This window comes from Kamptonema sp. UHCC 0994 (assembly GCF_029167235.1).
Lineage (GTDB): Bacteria > Cyanobacteriota > Cyanobacteriia > Cyanobacteriales > Microcoleaceae > Kamptonema.
The window spans coordinates 1-22654 of sequence record NZ_JARFTR010000098.1; the positions used below are offsets into that span (position 1 = coordinate 1).

Here is a 22654-nt window from a genome sequence, read left to right on the forward strand (position 1 = left end):
CCGCCCAGAGGGCGGCGTTACGTAAGTTATTATGTTATATTAACTGCTGGAATGGATACCACGCTGTTGTAACTGCTGAAGAAAAAACTCTTCTAAACTAGGTCTAGCTAGATTCATCCCTATCAATTGCGCTCCCATTAGACTAAGAGTAGCGATAAAATCTTGGGGGCTAGCTTGCAAATGACCATACCACACTTCACCCTCAAGTTCTAAATCGGGCACCCATTTTTTAAGTACATTTAAGTGGCCGCCTTTACCTCTAACGTGGTAGGTTTCAGTTGTTCCTAGAAGTTCATCCAGGTTGCCGATACAGATTAATTCGCCTTGGGCGAGGATGGCGATGCGATCGCAAATTTGTTCTACATCTGAGAGGATGTGGCTATTAAAAAAAATTGTTTTCTTTTGGGCTTTTAGTGATAGAATAATCTCACGCATTTGATAGCGTCCCATCGGATCTAGACCCGACATGGGCTCATCTAGAAATACTAACTCTGGATCGTTAATCAGTGCTTGAGCCATGCCGATCCGTTGCAGCATTCCTTTAGAATATTGGCGCAACTGTTTCTTAATTGCTGCTGACTTAGCTAGCCCAACTAAGTCTAGCAAGTCGGGAATCCGCTGGCGCTGTACGGATGCTGGAATTTGGAACAATCCAGCGGCAAACTGCAAAAATTCCCAGCCAGTGAGATAATCGTAGAAATAAGGATTTTCTGGGAGGTAGCCGATTCGCTGTTTGACGGTGCGATCGCCTAAAGGCTGACCCAAAAGCAACCCCCAACCGGAGGTAGGCCGCACAATGCCTAGCAGGGCTTTCAGCAGCGTTGTTTTTCCGGCACCGTTTTGCCCCAAAAGTCCAAAAGTTTCGCCTTGATAGACTGTCAGGGTGCAGCTTTTGAGAGATTCAATTTTCTGATTCATCCAAAAACCAGTGCGGTATAATTTACCAAGTTGAGAGATTTCTACCGCTGGAGTTGGTTCTGGCTTCTTGATTGTGAGTAGATCTACAGCAGCATCCATAGAGGGCGTTAGTCTGTGCTTTTTACCGATCATAAACTGAATCGAGGCGCGATCGCTTACGGCAATTTTATAAAGCCCTGCTTTTTAAGGGGCGTTGGGGGAATCTCAAAGGTGCAGAATATTTGAATATTTTAATCATTAAATTGATTATGCAAGCGGCAGAAATCTCCCACATTAAAGCTGTAGATGATGCGCCCTTGTTCTCTTGCCCAGATTAGCTGTTCTTCATCTGTGCAACTAAGCTTCTTAGCCTCTGCGGTAGTGAGGATATCTACGTTATTACTTTGTAGAGCCTGTACTAGCGCACCTTCAAGAACGTCCTCATCCAGATATAAGCGAATCTGACTCACGATAGCTTTCCCGCCTTATATTCAGCTTCCAAGCGATCGCATTCCTCGTAATAAGCTATTATGGCTGCGTCAATAATAGCTCTGTTTGCGTGATAGTAGGCCAAAGCAGCATAAATCTGTGCTAAAGTCAAGTTAATTCTGGCGGTAGCAATTTCTTCTGGACTCATCCCCGCCTTGTAATCAATAGCAATGTTGAGAACCGAAACCCTACTTCCCTCAATTCGGGGACGACCCCCGCAGGTTCCGGGGGTAGAAACAATTAGCGTCCCGATGTCAATAGCCGTTGACATATTTACCTCTGTTGCATATTTTATTTGATTCTAATCTGGTTCGAGGCGCGATCGCTAAATTCTCCCAATTTGAGATACTCTAGAGAATAGATGTGCCTACATATTGCTGAAAATGGATCGATCGAAGATTATTGCTATTGTCACTGGTGCGATTTCTGTATTGTTAGCGATCGCATACCTCATCCTCGTCCAACTATTAGACTTCCGAGGCGAAATGCTACCTGCACCCCAAAGTCAACTAACGCCATCGGTGGAAATTGCCTATTTTTCTGAACAAAAATGAAACTGAGAATTTTCGCGATCGCAACATTTTTAATTCCGCTGAACTCAGCAACTCCAACTCAAGCTGCTACCTATCCCATTCTTAACGAGAATTGGCAAACTGTCAACTCCCCTTTGATTAATAAGAATTGGGACGCATCTTTAACCACAGCTTCCCAAACAAAAGCTATAATTCTTACTCAAGCTAACACCAACAATGGAACCCTTACTTTAGGACAAGCTGCCGATATCATTAGTAGGTGGCTGGAAGCTAAGCAAAAAATATTTGCCCCTCCCTTCGATCGTGAAATCCTTGCTAACCTAACTACAAGTATTTTGTATTCTGACACTCTCAAAGCTATCGAATCTTTGAGAAGCACTAACGCTTACTATCGTTACGGCGTTCAAAAAGTTGAATCCGTCGAACGATTTGCAGCATCGGGAAACAAAGCAACTATTGAAGTTAGAGTTACAGAAGATGTCACCCTTTATCAAAAGGGTCAAGTCGAGAATAGTAGCTTTAACACGAAACTGGTTCGCTATAGTTTAGAATATTGGGATGGCGTGTGGAAAATAGCTGATGCCCAAGTAATTAATTAAAATTAAGGAAGAAGGAAGAAAGAAAGAAGAAAAATTTAGCAAACTTGTAGCAGAGAAAGTCCCAACCCTGAACTCATTCCAAAGGAAAAAATTACGGAAATCAACGGTTTCAGCAATTAAAAACATTCAATACACTGTAAAAGCAACTTTACTATAACTTTATATATCCAGAAAACAACCTCCACTTTTTAAAGAGTTAGTAAAGTTTGTCTGAACTTACTTGTGCTTAAGAGCACAAAATTTTATGCTACTGATGGATGCAATAAAAAATTATACCAATCCTGAAAAATCCTGCAAAATCTGTCACACAAATAGTAGTAATTTGGGTTTAACAAAGCGAAACCCAACATCAGGATAGTAGTAATAAAAAGCTTCCCCGAAATATAGCTAATAAAAACCCAGTTTCTTCAAGAAACCGGGTTTTTTTCTTAATAAAATTGCGTTGCTTTAATCATGTGATAAGCAATAAGCAACTGCGTCAAAGCTAGGGGATAACTCTGAAGCACTTCCCCAGTTGTACCCACAAGTTTGCCAATTTCAGGATTACCTTCCGTGCTGCAAAATCCCCGCAAGTGAGGCATTTCATTACAGAGAATCTTCTCCAACTCATTCACCTGTGCGCTAGTGGCGTGAGAATCCACTTCTAAAACATCAACAGGTTTACCCATATCCCTATCCAATCCCAAGCGAATAGCAGGTTTGAAACTCGCACTACCTCGATCTAAAATCTCAGTAAAGTTCGGATGAGGAATAGTCGGTCTGAGCACCAAGCGCACGCTAAGATTAGAAGCATCTTCCTCATCGGGCGGGTAAAATGTAACAACTACATCTGCCGTTTGCCGCTGGGGACGGATGAACTCTTCAGAATCAGGCTCGCGTTTTTCTAGTTCTGCTCGCACTTGTTCTTCAGTGTAGCCCCGCTTCATAGTATCGCGCTTGATCTTCCATTGCGCCCGTAAAGACTCAGGGGGAGCCAGGTAAACTTTAACATCGTAGGATTCCCTCACTCCGCGAGTAGCATAACCGAGTAACCCTTCCATGATCACAAATTTACTCGGCTTGATGTACTCCGGGGGATCGAAAGCACCTGTCGTGTGGTTATAAATTGGCTTGAGGATGGGTTGTCCGGTTCGCAGCAGGGTCAGGTGTTGCTGCATGATATCCAAGTGGTTGCAGTCGGGGTGCAAAGCTGTGATCCCAATTTCGGCCCGCTGTTTTCTGTCGTATCGGTGATAGTCATCCGTACAGATGACGGTAACGCTTTCCTCTCCCAATATTTGAGCAATACCTCGCGTCAGTGTTGTTTTACCTGCTGCGCTATCACCAACAATACCGAGCATAATTGGACGCTGACTCATAATTTTCACCCCGCTGCACTATAGTAAGTTAGTTGTAAACTTTATACTGTATCAAAGTTATGGTCATTAGAATAGAGGGGATCGCTCGGAATTAGTCAAGAGAGAGCGATCGCTGTGTCATTCCCAGAGGCAAGCGAAGCGCAGTTGCGAGGCTTCCAGATTTTCCTCGAAGCAATCCCAAAGCTGTGCTACACGGTGACAATGCGTAAGTCCTATGTTTGTGTCTTCGCTTCAACACATTCTTCCTTCTTCCTTCTTCCTTCTTCCTTCTTCCTTCTGCTATAAAATTATGACGAATCCTGAACTTCAGAACTCCGTCGATAAAATCCTTTCATCGCTGCAAGGGTTAAATTCGCTAAAAAAATTATTCTCTGAGTTAAATTACAATCCCGTCAATCAATCTCTTTCGCGGAGAGGTTGGCGGGAACAGGTATCAGAAGTATTAGCAGAAGATCCGATTTTAATTGCGGCAGGAGGTGACGACTTTCATGTAATTTATGGCTGTTTTAATCAACGATTATTAGTTAAAACAGAACGCCTAGTTGTTGAAGAATTACTGAAAAATCACCCATATTCTCTGTTTGTGTTTTCAGATAAACAACAAAAAAACTGGACTTTTATTAATGTTAAATATGATAGCAGACAGGATAATAAAAGGATTTTGCGTCGGATTCGAGTTAGTCCAGGGGAACAGTTAAGAACTGCTATAGAACGCTTAAGTTTACTAGATTTAGAAGGACTCGATCTTGATTCACCTTTAGCAATTCAGCAACGCCATGATGAGGCGTTTGATGTTGAAAAAGTTACTCAAAAATTCTTCAAGCAATATCGAGAAGTTTTTGAGAATGTGGAAAGGTTAATTACTCCCACGATTGATAATGCTGAAAAACGGCGGTTATTTATTCAAAAATTGTTTAACCGTTTGATGTTTATTGTGTTTATTCAGAAAAAAGGCTGGCTGAACTTTAAGGAGAAAACCCACTATTTAGAAGCACTTTGGCGAGATTATCAATTAGATCGTAGTATAGCCGATAAAAACTTTTACCGCGATCGCTTGACTCATCTCTTTTTCTCTGGATTGAATAACTCCCAAGCTGTTGATATGATTGGGATTAATAATGGTGGCTATCTTAAACAAATTATCGGTACAGTTCCTTATTTGAATGGGGGATTATTTGAACAGGATGAGGAAGATCGAGATCCTACAATTATTGTACCTGATGCAGCCGTTGATAGTATTATTCACGATTTGTTTAATAACTTTAATTTTACCGTTACAGAAAGCACGCCGTTAGATGTAGAGGTTGCCGTTGACCCGGAAATGTTGGGGAAAGTGTTTGAGGAATTGGTAACGGGGAGACATGAATCTGGGAGTTATTATACACCGAAACCGATTGTTTCTTTTATGGGTAGGGAGGCATTAAAAGGTTATTTAGGCAGTAAGTTACCCGCTGAATCTAGGGAAGCGATCGCGGAATTTGTCGATCGACATAACGGTGTTAATTTTAAGAATCCTAGAGCCGTATTACAAGCAATTGAACAGGTGAAAGTCTGCGATCCTGCCTGTGGAAGTGGTGCGTATTTAATGGGGATGCTGCATGAGTTATTAGACTTGTCTCAGTGTTTATTTGCTTCGCAAACTTGGGAATCTAAAACCGTTTATGAGTTTAAGTTACAAATTATTGAAAATAATATTTATGGGGTGGATCTCGATCCGTTTGCGGTGAATATTGCCCGGTTGAGGTTATGGTTATCTTTGGCGGTGGAATATGAAGGTAACGATCCGCCACCTTTGCCGAATTTAAAGTTTAAGATTGAAGATTCGGATAGCTTAATTGCGCCTAATCCTCAAGGTTCTGGGATGTTGAGGGATGATATAATTCGTCAATTTCGAGAGTTAAAGGCGCAGTATTTACGGGCGCATTTAGGGGGAGAGAAGCAGAGGTTAATAGTGGAAATTGAGAAGATAAAAACCAATATTTCGTTGTTAACTCATGGGAGTGCAAAGGTAGCGGGTTTTGATTGGGCGGTGGATTTTGCTGAGGTTTTTGCTGATGGTGGTTTTGATATTATTGTGGCAAATCCGCCTTATGTTAGAATGGAGTTATTTAAGGAAATTAAGCCAACTTTACGAAAGAATTTCCCAGAAGTTCACAGCGATAGGGCTGATTTATATTGTTACTTTTATGGTCGTGCTTTACAACTATTGAAACAGGGAGGAATGTTAGCTTTTATTTCTCCTAATAAGTGGTTTCGGGCAAAGTATGGGGAAAAGCTGAAAAAGCATATTGCTGAAACTTGTCAGGTTTACAGTATTACAGATTTTGGTGATTTACCTGTTTTTGAAAGTGCAACTACTTATCCGATGATTTTTATTGCCCAAAAAGGTAATAAAGCTAATAATTCATTAATTTTTACTGAGGTTGAATCTTTAGAGTTTCCCTATCCTGATGTTTTAGCTATTATTCAAAAATATGGAAAAATTCTCTCAAATGAGGTCTTAAATGGTTCAAGCTGGTTATTAACTGTTACAACTAAACAACCAGGAATTGTATTAGGTGAATATGCTAAAGATAAAATTTTTTATGGAATTAAATGTGGATTAAGTAAAGCATTTTTTATTGATGGTAATCAACGATTGGAATTAATTAGAAAATCTCCTAAAAGCATAGAGATAATTAAGCCTTTAGCTGTCGGTAAAGATATTCGCAAATGGCGGATAAACGCTCAAGATAAATGGTTGCTATATATGTATCATGGAATTGATACAACCGCATTAGAATCTGTGATTGAATACTTACAATTATATAAACAAGAGCTTGAAAACAGAGCAACTAAGCAAGAATGGTATGAATTACAACAGCCACAATTTCGTTATGCACCTGCATTTGAAAAACCTAAAATTGTATATCAACGCTTTCAAGTAAAACCTTGTTTTGCCTATGATGATAAAGGAATGTATATCAATGATGCCGTTTGGACAATTTCTGTGGATGATTTTTATCTTTTAGGTGTTCTTAATTCTCAGTCTTTTTGGTTAGAAATAAGTCGTTATTGTACAAAAATTCAAAATGGTTATCAACTTCTTCGTAGTTACATTGAGAAAGCTATTATCCCCCACGCCTCCGAAGCCGAAAAATCAGCCATCAGTGAATTAGTGCAAAAATGCCTAGATGCAAAAGGGGTAAACTGCGAACAATGGGAGAAAGAAATCGATGAGCGAGTTGCCGCTTTGTATGGGTTATAATGGTAGAGAAAGTTAAGGATATATCTTCTCTATATTTCCAGGAGTAATACAAATGACAGTTGCCATTTCAGAAATCATCACCAATGGAATTATATTTGATATGAAAAATTGGAATAATCAGCCTTTTAACGTCAATAATCTGCCAGACATCATCGAGAACTTCTTTACAACACTTGACGAAAGAAAGATTAATTATTTATTAGTTGGTGATGTAGCTTTACTGAGTTATATTGAAGGAAGAAATACCCAAGATATCCACGTAATTCTGGCTAGAGAAGATTTAGAGACATTACCAGAAATTACGATTGCTGACGAAAACAAAAATTTTATTCGTGGCAATTATGAAAACTTACAAATAGATGTACTACTAACTCGTAATCCTCTGTTTGAATTAGTCAGAAACAACTATGCAACTAATCGAGAATTTGGAAATCGTAGTATTCGTTGTGTTACAGTAGAAGGTATTTTATTACTTAAAATATTTGCCTTACCCTCTCTCTACAGACAGGGAAATTTCACAAGAGTCAGTATTTATGAAAATGATATTACCCTACTTTTACTCAACTATTCCGTCGATCTTTCATCAATTATAACAATACTTCATCCCTATCTAATTCCTACAGATATGCAGGAAATTGAAGGAATTATTGCTGATATTCAATCTCGGATTAAACGCTTGCATTCTCAAAAAAACAGACTACAATCAGAAGATAATTAAGCTGCACCTTAAGAATTATAACACCCAGTGACAATCAAAGTTTCCCATTTACCAAGTTTAGATCCATGAAAACCACATTGACAACTTTAACATCTTCTCTCCATGACCAAGATTTTAACCTCTGGGTGGAATCAACAATTGAATTATTACAGCAAAAAAGATTCGATCAATTAGATATCGAAAACCTAATTTCCGAAATAGAGAGTATGGGAAAAAATGATAGAAAATCAGTTAAAAGTAACTTGCGAATTTTGTTAATGCACCTGCTAAAATGGCAGTATCAACCAGACAAACGGACAAATAGCTGGCGGACAACAATTAAAGAACATCGTAACCGCTTAGAGGATGATTTTGCCGATAGTCCTAGTTTAAAGAATTATTTTTTAGAAGTGTTTGACGAATGTTATCAAAAAGCCAGAGATTTAGCTTCCTCAGAAACAGGTTTATCTATATCTGTCTTTCCCGTTGAATGTCCTTTTCATCCTGATTTAGTTCTTGAATCGGACTTTTTACCCGCATAGTTTTATCCAAATGCAAAAAAATACTTTCTGACTATTTTAAGTAGTCGGACATAAATAAACGCAGCCATGTCATTGCGAACGGAACGAAGTGAAGTGAAGCATAAGCCCTTCGGGCAGGCTACGCCAACGCAGGGTTTTGGGATTGCTAAGCCCTAACGGGCAGGCTACGCCAACGCTGGGCTCGCAATGACATTATTTATTTTTGTCCAGCTACTTAAGACTTAGGCAAAAAACCGGGTTTCTGACAAAAAATTATCGCTATTGCCAAAAATATCGACACAGAAACCCGGTTTTTGAAGCAGCGCTTGTAAGTTTTGTATTTAAAATAAAAAAATATGACTGACATCATCGACAATCGCGATCAAAAATTAGTTGATAAAATCAATCAAATTCTTGAATCCTCAGAATCCGCTAATTTTGCCGTCGGTTATTTCTTTCTCTCCGGTTTTATTGCTATCTCCCACCGCCTAGCAACTATCAAACAACTGCGATTATTAATTGGTAACACCAGTAACCGTCAAACCATCGAACAATTAGCCGAAGGATATCGCCGTTTAGAATTAATAAAAGATAGTCTCGAAGAACAAGCTTATGCTAAACGGTCAACCCGTCAACAAATGGTGACAGAAACCGCCGAAAATCTGAGGTCTAGCGTCGAAATTATGGATCAAACCGATGAAGCAGAAAATCTGGTCAAAAGTTTGGTCAAAATGATAGAAGAAAAACGGTTACAGGTGCGAGTTTATACTAAAGAAAGACTTCACGCTAAAGCTTATATTTTCGATTATGGTCAGGTTTATAATAATCTAGGACAGTCTGTACAACGCACGGAAAATGGCATTGCGATTGTGGGTTCCTCTAATTTAAGTTTATCAGGAATTTCCCATAATACCGAACTTAATGTGATTGTGCATGGCAATGATAATCATGCTAGTTTAACAGATTGGTTTAACGAACTTTGGGAGGAAGCCGAAAACTTTGAAGAAGCACTTATGGAGGAGATGAAACAATCTTGGGCGATGTCTACCGTGCGTCCCTACGATATTTACATGAAAACATTATATATGTTAGTGCGCGATCGGATCGCGGAAGAAGTTTCTACAGAAATTATGGTTGATAATCAAATCACCGACAAACTAGCAGACTTTCAAAAAGTAGCCGTTAACCAAGCAATTAAATTAATTCGTGAGTATGGCGGTTGCTTTGTTGCTGATGTCGTTGGTTTAGGTAAAAGCTTTATTGGGGCCGCGATTGTTAAACGATTTGAACAGATTGAAAAAGCCCGTCCTTTAATTATTTGTCCCGCGCCGATAGTCGAAATGTGGGAAAGATATAATGAAATTTATCAACTGAACGCGCGGGTTTTATCAATGGGTTATCTTCGAGAAAATGAGGAAAGTGGATTTAAAACCTTGTTAGAAGATTTTAAATATAAAGATCGAGATTTTGTGCTGATTGATGAAAGTCATAATATCCGCAATGCTGATACCCAACGTTATAAAATTGTCGAAGCCTTTCTCGCTTCTGGTAAACAATGTTGTTTATTAACAGCAACGCCTCGCAATAAAACCGCTTGGGATATTTATCATCAAATTAAACTATTTCATCAGGATGATAAAACCGATTTACCTGTTGACCCGCCAGATTTAAAAGAATATTTTAAATTAGTGGAAAAAGGACAAAAGCAACTTCCAGAATTACTTTCTCATATTTTAATTCGTCGGACTCGCAATCATATTTTAAGATGGTATGGTTTTGATTCCGTTACCCATCAACCCGTAGATTCTGCTAATTTTCAAGATTATCTGAATAGCATAAAACGCGCCTATATTATCGTTGATGGCAAACACCGTTTTTTCCCGAAACGAGAATTGAAAACCATTGAATATAGTATTGAGGATACTTACCAAGGACTCTATCAAAAATTACGCCAATATTTAGGAAAATCCCGCAAAAAGCAGTTAGTTAAACTACCTAAAGATGAGCTTTGTTATGCCCGTTATGGCTTAGGTAATTATGTAATTAAATCTAAAAAGAATGCTGAACCTTACACCAGCTTACAAGTTGCGGGATCGAACTTGCGGGGATTAATGCGGGTATTATTATTTAAAAGGTTTGAATCGAGTGTTTATGCGTTCCAACAAACCATTAAAAAATTGATTAAAGGACACGAACGATTTTTAAGTGCTCTTAAAGAAGGAATTGTAGCTGCTGGGGAAGAAGCGCAAAATATACTTTATGAACCCAATGATACCCAAGAACAAGATATCATCGACGGTTTACGCCAAGTTTGTAGTAAATACGATATTGCTGATTTTGATGCTCAACGTTTACAAGATCATATTCAACATGACTTAAATATATTAACACAAATTGCCTCCTTAGTCAATGCGATTACCCCTGAAAAAGATGCTAAATTACAAACTCTCAAACAATGGCTAAATCAAGAACCCCTTAAAACAGGTAAACGGTTAATTTTCACTCAATTTGCTGATACTGCTCAATATTTATACGCTCATCTTAATCCTCACAATCAATCTAATGATATTGAAGTAATTTATAGTAGCAGTAGTAAAAATAAAGCTAAAATTGTCGGTCGATTTGCCCCTAAAGCTAATCCCTATTATCAATTTAAAACGGGAGAATTAGAACTCAATACTTTAATTGCAACGGATGTTTTAGCCGAAGGTTTAAATCTACAAGATGGCAATTCCATTATCAATTATGATTTACATTGGAATCCGGTTAAACTGATTCAAAGATTTGGACGGATTGACCGGATTGGTAGTGAAAACGATCTGATTTATGGGTTTAATTTTCTACCGGAAACCGGATTAGAAAAAAATCTAGGTTTACGCCAAAAACTTGCTAACCGGATTCAAGAAATCCATGAAACTATCGGAGAAGATGCGGCGATTCTTGACCCTACAGAACAACTGAATGAAGAAGCGATGTATGCAATTTATGAAAAAGCTGAAAGCCATCAATTGAGTCTATTTGAAGATGCAGGGGAATTATTAGACTTGAATGAAGCAGAGGAAATGCTGCGACAATTACAAAAGGAAAATCCAACAGAATATGAACGGATTGCTAACTTACCTCATGGGATTCGGACTGCTAGATTCTCTCTGAATAAGGGAATGTATGTTTTTTGTGAAGCCTCTTATCCTAATCGCAAAGACTGGAAAGGATATCAACAATTATACTGGATCGATGGACAGGGGGAAATTATTTCTAAAGATGTTTCGAGAATTTTAGGAATGTTGAAAAGTAGTATTACCGAACCCGGATTATTATTACCTCATAATTATAATCAAGCGGTGATGAACATTAAATCTAAATTCAGTGAAGAAGTAAAACATCGTCAATCTGAACGAGAATATAGTCGATCTTTGAGTCAAGGACAGCGATATATTGTCCGAGAATTAGGACTTTTCTTTAAAGCAATTGAGGATGAAGATATTCGCAAACAGATTAATATCCTAGAACAAGCCTTTCGCCAACCGATGACAACGGTATTGAAGCGAGATTTAAACAGTATTAAGAAGCAGGGATTAACGGGAGATAATTTATTCAGGGAGTTAAAAAAGCTGTATAATCAACACGATCTGCGAAATTTGTTAGATCGTCATCATTTACAAGATAATGAGAAACCTATTCCGATGATTGTTTGTAGTCAAGCCTTAGTATAATAGAACTTACGCACACTTTACGTAACGCCGCCATCCTGGCGGTAAAGAAACCGCCAAGATGGCGGCGTTACAAATACTTTTGCGTAAGTCTGTTGGTTAAAAAACCCGGTTTCTACCACCCTTGCGTAAGTCCTGTACTAATAATTACCATTCTTCATTCCTATTTTTACTATCTGTTTCCCAATCGTCTTGAGGAGTATAATCAACTGCTTCTGGTTCTGGTGTTGGTTGTGGTTTTGGTGGTTCTTCTAATTGACATTCATACTCTGGTTCTGGTTGAACTGTCAGCGGTTCTACAACGCGGGCGATCGCATCTTTTACGAAGGCTTTCATAAACTCCCCTCGCCGATTTAACTGAAACTGTCGCTGCACTACTTCGGCCATCCCACCATCGCCCCAATCTTGATCGTGACGAAAATATTCAATAAAACTCTTACCAGCAATCCGCGTCAAATAAGCAGCACTTACGCCTTGAATTGCCTTACCAACTAAAAAGGTGGCAATGTTAAGCTGAAGGGCCGTTGTCACCAGTTTAATCGCACCTGCTACAATTCCTAAACTTGCTAAAGTTTTGGCTAGGGACATCGCCAATTCTCGCCCGCGATCTATATTTAATTCAGTACCGTAAATCTTGCCAATTTCTATTACCATTTGGGCATTTACGGCTGCTGTTGCTAATAAATCTACTACGGGCAATGGCGTTACTGCAATTACTCCCGCACCAATCCATTGAAATCGTTCTACTACTTTATCCGCTTGTCGCCGCCGCTGGGCATCTATTAACTTGTGGGCTTCTTCCCCTAAACGTTGAGATTGTAGGAGAATATTATCAGCAATTAAGTCTTTGCCTTCGGCTCGTAATAAAGCAGCCATGCGCCGAATTAAGGGCATGATATCGGGTTCTGGTTTAAATTTGTCGCCGGATTCGAGAGTAACTTCTTGGGGGTTAGCTGCGATCGCGACTACATCCATGCTGCTAACAATTCCTTTCACCCGCTGCCGTAGCCGTGCGATAATGGTTTCTTTATCGCTGTCAGGATAGAGGTCAGTTTTGTTGAAAACTACGAGCGATCGCTTGCCAATTTGTGCCAAAGTCCGCAGCGGTTCGTACTCGGATTTTCGCAAGTCGTTGTCTAAGACAAATAGTAATAAATCTGCTTCTGTCGCCAGTTGTCGCGCTAATTCTTCTCTGTGAGTTCCTGCGATTCCTGCTTCTAGAATTCCTGGGGTATCTGTGATTAAAATTTCTCTATCTAATCCTTTCAGCTTCAGAATATAGGTTTCTCCGACTTCAGTAGTACCCATTGGTGCGCCTACTTGTCCCGCCATCCGGCCCACCAGTGCGTTAATTAGAGAGGTTTTGCCCGCTGAACCGGTGCCGAAAACTACTACTTCGACATTACCACGAGACAAACTGGCTTCGATTTCGCGCGATCGCGAGATTAAAGCTTGACGCGCTACCTCATCCTGAATTTGACTTACCTGTTGGCGAAGAGCTCTCAAAGTTTCCTCAGCCGCCTCAACTTTAGCAGCAGGAACTTTTGGTTTTAACTGCGGTTTTGCTTGATTTTTCCTAGGGCGTTGTAGGAGCCTCCAATAGTAGAATAAGGCAAAAATTAACATCCCCAAGAGGAAGATGAGCAGCAATAGCAGTAAATTTGCCAAAAACGGTGGCGCAGACCACGCAACTTGGCTGTAAAGCCCTGTTAAGGAAGCAATCAGCCAGATCATTAGCCCCAAGATGAGGCAGAAACCAGCAATGAGTATGAGGAGGCGAGACAAGGCCATGAACGGCTAGGGCGAATAAAAGGCAGATGCTTTTAATTTTGGCATTCTTCAAGGGAAAGAGCGATACCTAACCCTGGCTTCGCCTACGCACTTTGGGATAGTTACTTTAAACATAGCAAATGCCAAGCCGTTATTTTTGGCGCGATCGCCTCTCTCAAGAATTAAAAATGTAAAATTAAAAATTAAAAATTTAATTAAATTTCTAATTGGATTTAGCTATAATTTACAGGCTTGTTGCAGCGAGCGCCCACTCTATATTTAATTGGTAATTATTCGTTATCAGCACATTTTTGGGCTGACGAATAATCAACAACCAAGAAATATTAACTGTTGCGATGCCGAGCGATAATGCTATATTTAATTTAAATAAAGTTAAGCAGCCACGATTTTGATTTCGAGCGGAGCTTCAAGATTTTTTTCAAACGATATAATTGTAGCACTTGAAACACATCTACTATATTTTCTAGCATCTGTTTCCTTTTTTTCGTCCCGATCTACCTCGCTGTTAACTACAACCCACTTACCTGTTTTAGGGTCGCGATAAGTTGTGAATGGATTAGATTTTAAAGGCTTTTGGCAAGATTTCATAAATTTTTACCTCGATTCCTAGTTGAGAGTAGTTTTTAGAACTAGAACCTTATATTTTTAATGATCGCTTATTTGCGTTCGCTACTGCTGCGACACTTATCATAAACTTAAGTGATATTTCTCCGTTGTTTCTGTGATTTGTGGCTACTCATATAGTGACGAAAATCACAGAAATAAATATAGCCATATAAAAGAAAAAAGCAACCGATTAGGGCTGCTTCTAGGAGAAAACCTTGATATTAAAATTGGATAAAACCTGCTAATTAGTAATCAGCAATCCCGAAACCTATAGATCGCCTATGCGTTAAAACCTTCAAACAATTGGTTAGCCGATTAGTAATTGATTAGGCTAATCGCATTAAAATCTCTAATGGGCTGATTTGTTGTATTTTGCATTGAGTCGTTTTGTTTTGAGTTACTGGAGTAAAAGGATTTGCGATAATTTTGGGGGTGTAGATGATGAATTCCATGATGGCGGCTCCTGAACTTTATGTTTTAAATTTACCCCCTTGTTCAGCAGCCAAGACTTAGAAGCGTTCCACTATCGTAACTTGTACATTAATTGTCGGGGTTAGGGGGTGAAGCCATTAGGTAGAAGACACAGTGTACGGGGCATTCGTCACGAGGAAGTCGTCAGAAGTCATTGGTCAGAAGGAGAAAGACTTATGCAGCGTGCTTTTCAGTCATCGGAGTTGTACGTTTAATTATGTCTTTTTGCTTGCCAACATTTCACTCTCACCCTTACTGAACAAGTAAAAAATATCCTATTGGCAGCAAAGTAGTAACAGAAACGAAAGTAGGACAGTTGACCAACTGGCACTCCCAAATCTATTTGTAACGCCGCCCTCTGGGCGGTATAGCTATATAGCGTTTAATTATGTCCGACTGCTTACCCTTTTAATTCAGGCGGATAAAAACACTCCCTCGCCGTACACCTGCTTCTCCACCCGTGCTAGTAAAAGTAAGCGATCGCAAACGCTCAAAAAATGGTCTAGCAGACAACTCAATTAACCTCAAAAGAGGTATTTGCTGCTCCCATACGGCCCTACTTGACGGCCAATCTAAGTATAAATATCCATAATTTAACTGTGGTAAAGGTGCAATGCTAGTTTGAAAGTCACTATTTCCAGACAGAGTTCCAGTTTGCGAAGCTTTCAGTGCTTCATCCATCGCCTCTACAGAAGTTGTGAAAACTTCGTATTCCCCAACTGTAGCGCGAACGCCTTTTGCTTCAGCTTTAATAGCTGTATTTTTCCGATCAAAATTAGAGCTAGTAGTCAAGCGAGTCCAAGCATAAATCTTTTGATTATTCAGATTAAAGCTACCAATACTATAATCTTGACTGAGAGCGATCGCATCCAAGCGAGCAATTGCTTTTTCAGAATCAGGGGATTTTTCCACCGCAAAAATCCAATCAGGGGCACTGCGATCCGGGCGCGGTAATAAAGCCAAAACATACTCCCCACGTACCCAACTAAATATATCCTTTACTAAATCAATACCCCAACTCACTTTCAGATCGGCTATTGGTTGATTCACCAATCTAGAGAGTAAATCGCTACTCGCAACTCCAGCAGAAATTTCATTCCAAAGATGATTTAGATCCGTACTTGCTGCTACAAAAGGACTGGAGGTCGGAACATAATTCAAAGCTTTAACCAGCCCAGATTTTGGGGCTATAGATTGAAAACTTTTAGCATCAGGAGAGAGTAAAACAGCTTCTGCAAGTAATCCCTGCTGATTTATTCCCATTGCGATCGCCAGTGTTGAAAGAGGTAAAATTGAATTTTCCTTTTGTGCATCACCGATAACGTTTTGAGTCCCAATCCAATCATTTACTTCTGATAGATTTGCAAAAACTACAGCAATTCTGCCGCCTTTTAATTCTTGCAAATTTTGTTGATATTCAGAATTATTATTGAGATTTAGATTGGCAGCTTGAACATTATTAATTGCCTCTCGTAAAACCTTGGGGTGATTAGCAAATAAAACAAAACTATTATGATTTGTAGAACTGCTACCAACTACAGCAGTAGCTAAATTTGGCGATCCTCCTAAAGACAGAGAGGAAAGAGTGTTACTCACACTCCCTTTCCTGTAAATTAATTTCACGCCTTTATATTGTTCAAAAGTTATATCTTCACCACTAACCGTAGGTTTGTGCCAGAAGCGTTCTAGAAATTCCCTACTAAGGTCAGGATCGTGGGTTGCAAGGGCTAATAATAGCCCAGTTTGTTTGCCATTGCTGCGATCGCGGTCAAAATCCTTTCCCGTTACTGCCAGAGTAATTTCATCCCCTAGCCAGGGTTTAATATCTCGATTGTAATCCAAGCCCGTATTTGCCAACAAGCTTTTTTTGATTTGATTAAATTCAGAGTGCGATCGCCCTTTCTCTTGGAAAGGAGAAAAAACCTGCTGCAAAGCTTCCAACCGATCTGGATTTACTAGCATTGACAGCATAGCAGGCGCACTCTTCGGCACAAAAATTGCAGCCGCAGGAGTACCAGTCGGCCCGCCTTGCAGCAAATTTAGGGGGGTCTTAGTCGTCAGCCAGTAAAAACCACCTGCACTCAAGGCTAATAGGGCAAGAACCCCAGGAATGAGGAAAGAGAAAAATGAGCGTAACTTCATATATTATAACTATTATTGAGATCCAAGTTTATAGTAATTTTAACTGATAAGTTCTTTGAACAGTAAACTATAGTCGGGATTCGCAACTACCATGCAAACTGCTTCAGTCCTATCTGCTTGGCAACAACTGAGAAATCGCGCCATTACCTGCGAACAAGCACTGCAACACTTGGTAGATAACCAGGGAATTGTGAATTTGCAGTTACTTGACCGAGAAGTAAGCTTTCGATTTTTTCGGGAATTTCCCGATAGAAATATATTACCACCTCTCATTCCCCTATTGTTATGGCGTAACTGCTATTATCTGGGCTCCCCCGTAGAGATATCTGTAGACTCGCTCAAAATAATGAGCGATCGCACTTTGAGCGATATCAAAATTATTCCTATTGATGACAAGAGTTACCGCACCTGGTTTCACAGCCAAAATCTCGATCCTAATCGCATTAGTTCTGCTCCTTTAATTAATCCGATTACCGGAGAATTAGAGCCAGAAGATGTTAGCGAAACCACCGAACTTTACCTCACAAAAGCAGCCGATCAAATTGGTAGAATTAAAACCTTGATTTCGGGGGCGCTGCGAAACCGTGCTAGCGATATACACCTCGAACCTGGAACAGAGGGTTTAAGAGTTCGCTACCGGATTGATGGAATTTTACGGAAAATTACTACTTTTCCTACAGAAATTGGTCGCAAAGTAGTTGTGGCTTTAAAAGTTATGTCTAACATGGACATTGCCGAAAGTCGCCGCCCCCAAGATGGACGAATTGGCGAGAATTATGCCGCCGGTCAAGGTTCAGAAATGGGGTTAGATATGCGAGTAAGTATTTTGCCTTGCGTAGGTGGAGAAAAAGCGGTAATTAGGTTGTTACCTCAAGAAAATCCTTTTAGTGATTTAGATAGCTTAGGATTTGCTCCCAAAGCCCTGAATATATATAAAAGTTGGTTGCAACAACCCCAAGGGATGATTATTTTTACCGGGCCTACTGGTTCTGGAAAAACGAGTACGCTGTATACGAGTTTGCTGTCAGTAGCGACGGAACACATGAATGTTGTGACAGTGGAAGATCCGGTGGAATATGTTTTACCGGGGATTACGCAAACGCAGGTACATGAAAGGGCAGGGATGACTTTGGCGGCTGGTTTGCGGGCAATTTTGCGCCAAGATCCTGATATTATTATGGTGGGGGAAATTCGCGATCGCGACACCGCAGATACAGCAGTGAGAGCAGCATTAACTGGTCATTTAGTCTTGACAACTTTGCACACTAATGATGCCATTGGTGCTATTCCTAGATTAAAAGATATCGGGCCAGATCCGGGTTTAATTAGTGATGCTTTATTAGGAATTGTTGCTCAGCGTTTAGTGAGACGAGTTTGTCCTCATTGTGCCGAACCTTATAAACCAACTCAGGCAGATATGGAGGTATTAGGTTTAGATTGGGAAGATGCAAATCCTTTTGGTTGGCGCAAGGGTAGAGGTTGTGCTAATTGTTTTAATTCTGGTTATTTGGGAAGGGAAGCAATTGTTGAATTGCTGGATTTAGATAATAATATTCGGCATTTAATTTATGAGGGAACAATGACTCAATTGCACCGCTATTTAGTTGAAAAAGGTTTTACTTCTTTTCGGTTAGCAGCAATTGAAAAGGTGGCAAGTGGTATCACTACGGTGGAAGAAGTGCAGCGAGTTTTGCCTCATAGCGCTTTGCACCGCAAGGTTTAATTTTGTTATAGCTAGGGGCTAGGGGCTAGGGGCTAGGGAAAGAAGGGAAAGAAGGGAAAGAAGGGAAAGAAGGGAATAGAATAAGCGAGTTTGGTGGAACTCAGAACATCCTAATCGCCTTGGCGACTGCTATATCAATTTGATGTAGGGGCGAAGCATCCTGGCGATAAATTATCGCTATAAACCAATATTTTGTACCCGAATGCTTCGCCCTTCCAGAGTTTGAAAACTTCATACAATCAACCTTCTACCTCCTGCCTTCTCAATCAATTATAATTGTTAGCAGGTTCCTCATAAGTAGCCGGCTCCTGATAAGTAGCAGAATCCCGTGAATTTCCCCCAGGATTATAAGGAGTAATAGAATCATCATCATTCTTAATCATTCCATAAACAACGTGCCCCGGCTGCACAGGCTTCGCCTTAATACTCCCCTTTCTCCCCTCTAACTCCGGCAACTTCGGAAACTCTTCAACGGGCATTCCCTTCACCGCCTGAGACATAAATTCCCGCCAATTATAAGCAGCGGTACTACTAGCGCCATAAGTCGGATAATTATCATCATTCCCCAGCCAAATGCCCGTCACCACCTGCGGAATATAACCAATAAACCACAGATCGCGAGCTTGTTCAGAAGTACCAGTTTTACCAGCCACAGATCGATCGGACAAAGCCGCCGGCCCTCCCGTACCGCCTTGCACAACTCCCTGCAACATCCAAGTAATAATTGCAGCACTATTTTTATCAACAACTCGCTTAGGTTTAAAATTAGCAGTATAAATCACATCTCCTCGCTGATTAATCACCCGCAAAATTCCGTGAGCCTCGGTATAATTCCCTTGTGCTGCTAGAGTCGCGTAAGCATTAGTTAACTCCAGCAAATTCACCTCAGAAGCACCCAAAGCCAGGGAATAAGTGGGATTGAGTTTAGACTTAATTCCCATATCGTGAGCTAACTTAATAGTCGGATCGAATCCAACATCAACCAAAACTTTCACCGCTACCACATTCACCGAACTTGCCAAAGCATCCGACATCGATCGCCAGCCGCTAAATCTTTTACCGTAATTATTCGGTTGATAGCCATCAAAAATTACTGGGCCATCTTCATAGCTATCGTAAGGCGAAAAACCAGCCGCGATCGCAGCCGTATAAACCAACCCTTTAAACGTAGATCCGGGCTGTCGCTGAGCTTGCGTAGCGCGATTAAACTCGCTCTTTTCAAACTTCGCGCCCCCCACCATCGCCTTAATTTCCCCAGTCCGAGATTCAATCGAAACCAGCGCCGCCTGCTCAAATCCTTGGGCTTGGCCATCCAATTCTACAGCATCCTTCATCACCTTCTCTGCTGCTTTTTGCCACTCCAAATTTATACTCGTTTCTACAGTCAAACCCCCCGCTTCCAAAGCATCCTTAGAAACATAGCGCGGCAATTCTTTGACAATATAACTAGAAAAATAGGGAGCTTGTACCTGAAGCCGTTTCGGAGCACTCGGTTTCACAGCCAGAGGTTGCGCGATCGCATCCCTTTCTTGCGCCTCCGTAATCACCTTAGCTTCCAGCATTTGCTGCAACACAATATTACGGCGCACCTTCGCCGCATTCGCATTCACCAGAGGCGAATATTCACTCGGTGCGGGAGGTAAACCTGCCAAAGTCGCCATCTCTGCCAAAGTCAATTCATTCACCGGCTTACTGAAATAAACCCAAGCCGCATCCGCCACCCCATAAGCACCAGAACCCAAATAAACCAGATTCAAATAGCGCTCTAAAACTTGTTGTTTATTCAATTCCCGCTCAATTTTCTGAGCCAAAAGCGCCTCGCGCACCTTCCGCATAAAACTGCGCTCTTGATTAAGGAAAACAATCCGCGCTAACTGCTGCGTAATCGTACTTCCTCCCTGTACCAAATCCCTCGCCATTATATTAGAAGCGATCGCGCGAAAAATCCCTTGATAATCAACCCCGCGATGTTCATAAAAGCGCCGATCTTCAATGGCAATAAAAGCCTTAATTAACTGTTCGGGAATCTCCCTCAGTTGCAGCTTTTCCCTAGTTGCAGGCCCGCTTTGCAACAAAATCGTCCCATCAGCAGCCTTAATACTCAAAGTCCCATCGCGAGTAAAAGCCGACATATCAGCAATATCCGGCAAAGCTTGCTCCAAACCTCGCAAAGTCCACCAGACATAGCCCAGAGAACTCACGCTAACTGTCGCCACACTCACCCCTACCCAAAATTTAGGGCGACGGTAAAGATTTTTCTTGCCGGTACTCGTTAGAGGGGGGAATTTGGCATCAAACCAAGCTAGCATCTGTCTCAACCCTGACCAATTCCGCTTGACTATATCAGCCTGAGTTGCCTCTGATGGCGGCTGATTTTCCGTCTCAAGTGCAGCACCTTCCGCTGTCAGGGATTCGGCATTAATTGCCACACCTTGCTCTAATTGTTGAGTCGTCGGCGGTGTCGGAACTGCCCCCTCGCTTACAGGTTGGTTGAGTCTGTCGCCATCAGTAGTAGGCGACAAATTTTCATCAAAACTCGCCCTTACAGCGTTGTTGCCTTGGCTTGCCGGATCTTGCATATTTGATAAAGATTCTGCCACGTTAGACTTTTAAACCCACCTGTTAATTCTAGAACGAAGGAAGAAGGAAGAAGGAAGAAGGAAGAAGGAAAAAGGATGAAAAGTTTAGTGATTTAGGAGAGAAGGAAGAGAAATTATGAGCGATCGGTTATAAACTTGATTTGTAACTCAAAACTCTTCCCTAATCCCTAGCCCCTAATCCCTAGCCCCTAGTCCCTAGCCCCTTCTTCCCCCCTAGACCCCTGCGTGGCCTAAGGCTAAGGCAGCCACAAGCATACCTAAAACAAGGAAAGGCTGGGCACTTGCTTGATATTTAACATCATTTTCCAGAGGATTGCGTAAAAAATACATATCTTGGAAAGTGATTTGGGGAATCACCAATAACACGAGGATGACAGCATAAAGATTCTGGTGGATACTAATCAAGTATGCGGCAATTCCCAACTGAAAGATGTCGATCGCGCATACGCAAATCCAAGCCGCCTTATCCACACCAAACATTACAGGCAAAGATTGTAACCCCAATTGGCGATCGCCTTCTACACTCTTAAAATCATTAACAATCGCAATTCCCAACCCTGCCATACTGTAAAACAGGGTCAAAATCATAATCGTTGCATCCAGTTTGCCGAACAAAGCTTGTCCCGCCCACCAAGGTAAGGCAATGTAGCTAGAACCCAAGGCATAATTCCCCAACCAGCCATTCTGCTTAAGTTTCAGCGGTGGTGCCGAGTAAATATAAGCGATCAAACCGCCACCGAGAGTTAAAAGAACCATGATCGGAAACTTATGACCGGCCCACAAATCAAGGGCGATGGAAATGCCGATCCCACCTAGCAACAACACAAAAATTTGAGTAACCACTTGCGGAATCGAGATCGCACCGGAGGGAATAGGGCGGTAGGGTTCGTTAATGGCATCAATTTCGCGATCGTAGAAATCGTTAAGGGTTTGAGTATATCCTGTCATCAATGGGCCTGAGAGCAACATACAAGCCGCTGCTACTAAGACATTTTCCAGCGTCCAAGTGTAGTTACCAGAAGAAGCCGCCCCACACACAACCCCCCACATTAGAGGAATCCAGGTAATCGGCTTCATCAGTTGCAAGCGAATTTTCCAGATAGAAGTTTCGCCCGATGCAGCCCCTTTCATGCCCAACATTTGCCGAGTTTTGGCGGTGCGGCTATCTGTTTGGTCAGCACTAACGGTTGTTTGCTCTGGGGTAGACTGGGAAGGAGAATCAGACATAAAGTTAGCATCTAAAGAAGAGTGAATCCGCCCCTACAGGTTA

At 41.0% G+C, this 22654-nt stretch carries 16 protein-coding genes; 7 read left to right on the plus strand and 9 right to left on the minus strand.

Features of this window, described 5'->3' with window-relative positions; genetic code table 11:
* Positions 1 to 39: 39 nt before the first annotated feature.
* The 3 genes from PY364_RS09415 to PY364_RS09425 all read right to left on the minus strand — a co-directional run bounded on the left by PY364_RS09415 (position 40) and on the right by PY364_RS09425 (position 1657).
* Complete coding sequence (locus PY364_RS09415; protein ID WP_275522046.1) at positions 40 to 1017, minus strand: ABC transporter ATP-binding protein; 978 nt, start codon at positions 1015 to 1017, stop codon at positions 40 to 42.
* Positions 1018 to 1148: 131 nt separating this feature from the next.
* Positions 1149 to 1367: a DUF5615 family PIN-like protein gene (locus PY364_RS09420; RefSeq protein ID WP_275522047.1), complete on the minus strand. Its 219-nt coding sequence runs from the start codon at positions 1365 to 1367 to the stop codon at positions 1149 to 1151.
* Entirely contained in the window at positions 1364 to 1657 is a 294-nt protein-coding gene (locus PY364_RS09425; protein WP_275522048.1) for a DUF433 domain-containing protein, read from the minus strand. Before PY364_RS09425 ends, PY364_RS09420 begins: the two co-directional genes overlap by 4 nt.
* Positions 1658 to 1769: 112 nt before the next feature.
* On the opposite strand from PY364_RS09425, the gene PY364_RS09430 reads away from it, so the two are divergent.
* Together PY364_RS09430 and PY364_RS09435 are read left to right on the plus strand one after the other, a co-directional pair.
* Positions 1770 to 1940, plus strand: coding sequence for a hypothetical protein (locus tag PY364_RS09430; RefSeq protein ID WP_275522049.1), 171 nt, complete (start codon positions 1770 to 1772; stop codon positions 1938 to 1940).
* Positions 1937 to 2518: an ARC6/PARC6 family protein gene (locus tag PY364_RS09435; protein ID WP_275522050.1), complete on the plus strand. Its 582-nt coding sequence runs from the start codon at positions 1937 to 1939 to the stop codon at positions 2516 to 2518. The genes PY364_RS09430 and PY364_RS09435 overlap by 4 nt, the downstream gene beginning before the upstream one ends.
* 428 nt (positions 2519 to 2946) lie before the next feature.
* Here PY364_RS09435 and PY364_RS09440 read toward each other — a convergent pair whose 3' ends face one another.
* On the minus strand, positions 2947 to 3876 hold the full coding sequence (locus tag PY364_RS09440; RefSeq protein ID WP_275522051.1) for a phosphoribulokinase: 930 nt from the start codon (positions 3874 to 3876) through the stop codon (positions 2947 to 2949).
* A 289-nt stretch (positions 3877 to 4165) separates the two neighbouring features.
* Between PY364_RS09440 and PY364_RS09445 the strand changes: the two genes are divergently transcribed.
* The 4 genes from PY364_RS09445 to PY364_RS09460 all read left to right on the plus strand — a co-directional run bounded on the left by PY364_RS09445 (position 4166) and on the right by PY364_RS09460 (position 12054).
* Positions 4166 to 7123, plus strand: a complete 2958-nt coding sequence (locus PY364_RS09445; protein WP_275522052.1) for a DNA methyltransferase — start codon at positions 4166 to 4168, stop codon at positions 7121 to 7123.
* A 52-nt stretch (positions 7124 to 7175) separates the two neighbouring features.
* Entirely contained in the window at positions 7176 to 7841 is a 666-nt protein-coding gene (locus PY364_RS09450; protein WP_275522053.1) for a hypothetical protein, read from the plus strand.
* Between the two features lie 65 nt (positions 7842 to 7906).
* On the plus strand, positions 7907 to 8362 hold the full coding sequence (locus tag PY364_RS09455; RefSeq protein ID WP_275522054.1) for a DUF29 domain-containing protein: 456 nt from the start codon (positions 7907 to 7909) through the stop codon (positions 8360 to 8362).
* 335 nt (positions 8363 to 8697) lie between these two features.
* Entirely contained in the window at positions 8698 to 12054 is a 3357-nt protein-coding gene (locus PY364_RS09460; protein WP_275522055.1) for a helicase-related protein, read from the plus strand.
* A gap of 144 nt (positions 12055 to 12198) precedes the next feature.
* On the opposite strand, the gene PY364_RS09465 is transcribed toward PY364_RS09460, so the two are convergent.
* From PY364_RS09465 to PY364_RS09475, 3 genes are all read right to left on the minus strand, one after another.
* On the minus strand, positions 12199 to 13842 hold the full coding sequence (locus tag PY364_RS09465) for a GTP-binding protein (RefSeq protein ID WP_275522056.1): 1644 nt from the start codon (positions 13840 to 13842) through the stop codon (positions 12199 to 12201).
* A 372-nt stretch (positions 13843 to 14214) separates the two neighbouring features.
* Positions 14215 to 14430, minus strand: a complete 216-nt coding sequence (locus tag PY364_RS09470; RefSeq protein WP_275522058.1) for a hypothetical protein — start codon at positions 14428 to 14430, stop codon at positions 14215 to 14217.
* A gap of 897 nt (positions 14431 to 15327) precedes the next feature.
* Entirely contained in the window at positions 15328 to 17061 is a 1734-nt protein-coding gene (locus tag PY364_RS09475; RefSeq protein WP_275522060.1) for a DUF3352 domain-containing protein, read from the minus strand.
* 91 nt (positions 17062 to 17152) lie between these two features.
* Between PY364_RS09475 and PY364_RS09480 the strand changes: the two genes are divergently transcribed.
* Complete coding sequence (locus PY364_RS09480) at positions 17153 to 18784, plus strand: GspE/PulE family protein (RefSeq protein ID WP_275522062.1); 1632 nt, start codon at positions 17153 to 17155, stop codon at positions 18782 to 18784.
* 266 nt (positions 18785 to 19050) lie between these two features.
* On the opposite strand, the gene PY364_RS09485 is transcribed toward PY364_RS09480, so the two are convergent.
* Entirely contained in the window at positions 19051 to 21384 is a 2334-nt protein-coding gene (locus tag PY364_RS09485) for a PBP1A family penicillin-binding protein (RefSeq protein ID WP_275522063.1), read from the minus strand.
* Between the two features lie 213 nt (positions 21385 to 21597).
* Positions 21598 to 22611: a chlorophyll synthase ChlG gene (gene chlG / locus PY364_RS09490; RefSeq protein ID WP_275522064.1), complete on the minus strand. Its 1014-nt coding sequence runs from the start codon at positions 22609 to 22611 to the stop codon at positions 21598 to 21600.
* Positions 22612 to 22654: the final 43 nt, after the last annotated feature.